This is a genomic window from Chromobacterium aquaticum (assembly GCF_021129195.1).
Lineage (GTDB): Bacteria > Pseudomonadota > Gammaproteobacteria > Burkholderiales > Chromobacteriaceae > Chromobacterium > Chromobacterium aquaticum.
In genome coordinates, this window is the sequence record NZ_JAJOHW010000079.1 from 1 (window position 1) to 3,414 (window position 3,414).

The window sequence follows — 3,414 nt, forward strand, 5'->3', positions numbered from 1 at the left end:
GTTTCTCAGCTGCGTTAACCGCGCGCTGGCCGCGGACGCCGACGGCGGCAACGCCGCCGCGTCCACGCTGGCCTTGCTGCGCCGCGCCGGTTTCAGCCCTCGCTATCCGTCCGGCCAGGATGGCTTGTGCTGCGGCCAGCCCTTCGCCTCGGCCAATGCGGCGGAGGCGCTGGACATCAGTCAGAACGCGCTGAACCTGGCCTTGCTGGCCGCCAGCGAAGACGGCCGCCATCCGGTTTACCTGGACAACGGGCCGTGCGCGGCGCGCATCCTGTCCGCTCAGCGCCAAGGCCGGCTGGACGCCAGGCTTCGGCTGTTCGACGCGGCCCGTTTCCTGGACGCCTTCGTCGCGCCGTGGCTGGCGGTGACGCGCAAGCTGGAGCAACTGGCGCTGCACATCCCCTGCAGCGCCACCGAGATGGGCGCGGCGGGCGCGCTCAAGCGGCTGGCCGGCCGCTGCGCCGAGCGGCTGACGGTGCCGGACATCGCCTGCTGCGGCTTTGCCGGCGACAAGGGTTTCACCGTGCCGGAATTGAACGCGCACAGTCTGCGGCGCTTGCCTCCGGCCTTGCCCCAGGGTTGTCGCCACGGCGTGTCGATGAGCCGAACTTGCCAGATCGGCCTGAGCGAACACGCCGGCTTTGAATACCGCAGCATCGAAGCGCTGCTGGATTTTTGCACCACCCCTGGAAGCGGCCCGCTATGAAGGCCGCATTGATGGCGCCGCCGCCCGGGCGGCCGGCGCCGAGTTGAAACGCCCGTAAACATCCTTCCCTGAACGCATTCCGTCCACACGGCCGCGGCTAGCTCCGCCGCCGCGCGGATGTTTGTGCGCGCAAGAAGAAGGAGAGACTGCAGAGGAGACATCATGATCTGGACCCAAAACTACTTCCCTTCCGGCGGCATGGCGCTGTCGGCGCTGATGGCGGCGCTGCCCATCATTTTCTTTTTCCTGGCGCTGGCGGTGTTCCGGCTCAAGGGCCATGTCGCCGGCAGCTTGACCGTGCTGCTGGCGCTGCTGGTGGCGATCTTGTTCTACGGCATGCCGGCGGGCATGGCGCTGGCCGCCGCCGGTTTCGGCTTCGCCTACGGCCTGTGGCCCATCGCCTGGATCATCATCGCCGCGGTGTTCTTGTACAAGATCACTGTCAAGACCGGGCAGTTCGACATCATCCGCGCCTCGGTGTTGTCGGTGACCGAGGATCAGCGCCTGCAGATGCTGCTGGTCGGCTTCTCCTTTGGCGCCTTCCTGGAGGGGGCCGCTGGCTTCGGCGCGCCGGTGGCCATCACCGCCGCGCTGCTGGTGGGCCTGGGTTTCAATCCGCTGTACGCGGCCGGCCTGTGCCTGATCGCCAATACCGCGCCGGTGGCTTTCGGCGCGATGGGCATCCCCATCATCGTCGCCGGCCAGGTCACCGGGCTGGATCCCTTCGCCATCGGCGCCAAGGCCGGACATCAGCTGCCGTTTCTGTCGGTGCTGGTGCCGTTCTGGCTGGTGATGATGATGGACGGCCTCAAGGGCGTGCGCCAGACCTGGCCGGCGGTGCTGGTGGCCGGCGGCTCCTTCGCCATTACCCAGTATTTCACTTCCAACTACATCGGACCGGAGCTGCCGGACATCACCTCGGCCTTGGTCAGCCTGGTGTGCCTGACGCTGTTCCTGAAAGTGTGGCAGCCGCGCGAGATCTTCACCTTCGCCGGCCGCCGCGCGCCCAGCCCGCGCCAGCCTTCCGGCTTCAGCCTGGGGCGGATCGCCCGCGCCTGGGGGCCGTTCCTGATCCTGACCGCGCTGGTGACGCTGTGGAGCTTGAAGCCGTTCAAGGCCTTGTTCGCCAAGGGCGGCGCGCTGGAGCACTGGGTGCTGAAGTTTCATGTGCCCTACCTGGACAATCTGGTGATCAAGACCGCGCCCATCGTGGCCGTGGACAAGCCCTACGAGGCGCTGTACAAGCTGGACTTGCTGTCCGCCGTGGGCACCGCCATTTTTGTCGCGGCCTTGCTGTCCATGTTGCTGCTGCGCTTCCGCCCGGCGCAGGCCGCCGCCGCCTTCGGCGAAACCCTGCTTGAACTGAAGCGGCCCATTCTGTCCATCGGCATGGTGCTGGCCTTCGCCTTTGTCGCCAATTATTCCGGCATGTCCAGCACGCTGGCCTTGTGCCTGGCCAACACCGGCAAGGCCTTTCCCTTCTTCTCGCCCTTCCTGGGCTGGCTGGGGGTGTTCCTGACCGGTTCCGACACCTCGTCCAATGCCTTGTTCTCGGCGCTGCAGGCGTCCACCGCGCATCAACTGGGCGTGTCGGACATCCTGCTGGTGGCGGCCAACACCACCGGCGGCGTGACCGGCAAGATGATTTCGCCGCAGTCCATCGCCGTGGCCTGCGCGGCGGTGGGGCTGGTGGGCAAGGAGGCGGATCTGTTCCGCTTCACCCTCAAGCACAGTCTGATCTTTTGCAGCATGGTGGGGGCGATGACTTACGCGATGGCGTATTTCTGAGAACCTGTTTACGACCTGCTGCGCTGCGGCGATACGGCGTTGAAAACGACTTCGAAATGCTCATGTACCATATGTGCATTCCGCTTTCTCAGCCGTTTTCGCCTTGTCTCGCTCTTGCTCGCGAGATCGTAAACAGGTTCTGAGATCGTAAACAGGTTCTGAGAACCCGGTTCAAGGCCCGGCGGCGCGGACGCGCCGGGCCGGGCTCACAGGATTTCTTGGGTTTCGCAGAAGAAGCTGATCGAGTCGAAGTTGACCTGGGTGACGTGCCGGGTCACCGGCACCATATTGATCAGGTGGCGGGTGCCGATGTCGAAGATATGGTATTCGCTGGCCAGGCTGCCGTACTCGGACGGTGACTTGGTTTTCTTGACGATGGTGACCGCGTTGGCTTCGCCGTTCCAGCCGTAACTGGTGTTGAATTGCAGCAGGCGGTTGATGTAGTCGCCGGTGGGCGAATGCAGAAAGAAATGGATGGTCTCGTTCTTCATGTCCAGGTCGATGAAACCGCTGGTGGTGGCGATTTCGCCGCTGTGGCGCGGGAAACGCAGCTCGGAAATGCGCGCGGTGCACAGGGTGCGGCTGTCCATGATGTAGTTGTGGCCGGCATAGCCCAGGTAAAGCGTGAGCAGGAACAGGCCGAGCACGATCAGAACACGATTTTGTTTTTGCAATTGAGATCGCTCCCGTATTTTTTATCGCACAGATAGCTGGCGGTGCATTTGCCGCTCTTGATGAAAAACGCGTCGCCGCCGCTTTCCGGCAGCTTGGGCGCGTCGCGGTAGACATTGCCCACCACGAACAGGCTGCGCGCGCCATCGGGCATTTTGTGGATATTCATCTGCGGGATCAGCCAGGACAAATGCCAGCCGGCCACCAGGCCCAGCGCCGCCGCGCCGGCGCAGCAGGCGGCCAGCCCG

General features: G+C 64.6%; 4 protein-coding genes. 2 read left to right on the forward strand and 2 right to left on the reverse strand.

Annotated features, from left to right (window positions below; all coding sequences use genetic code 11):
- Both LQT98_RS12500 and LQT98_RS12505 read left to right on the forward strand, forming a co-directional pair.
- Nucleotides 1-706: (Fe-S)-binding protein (locus LQT98_RS12500; RefSeq protein WP_231462616.1), on the forward strand; the 706-nt coding region annotated here is incomplete at its 5' end.
- Between the two features lie 159 nt (nucleotides 707-865).
- Nucleotides 866-2,494 (forward strand): lactate permease LctP family transporter, encoded by a 1,629-nt coding sequence (locus LQT98_RS12505; RefSeq protein ID WP_231462619.1) that lies wholly within the window; start codon nucleotides 866-868, stop codon nucleotides 2,492-2,494.
- 206 nt (nucleotides 2,495-2,700) lie between these two features.
- Here the strand turns inward: LQT98_RS12505 and LQT98_RS12510 are convergent, their stop codons facing one another.
- Entirely contained in the window at nucleotides 2,701-3,168 is a 468-nt protein-coding gene (locus LQT98_RS12510; RefSeq protein WP_156183990.1) for a hypothetical protein, read from the reverse strand.
- On the reverse strand, nucleotides 3,144-3,414 hold a 271-nt coding region (locus LQT98_RS12515; RefSeq protein ID WP_231462618.1), incomplete at its 5' end, for a hypothetical protein. The genes LQT98_RS12510 and LQT98_RS12515, both read right to left, overlap by 25 nt.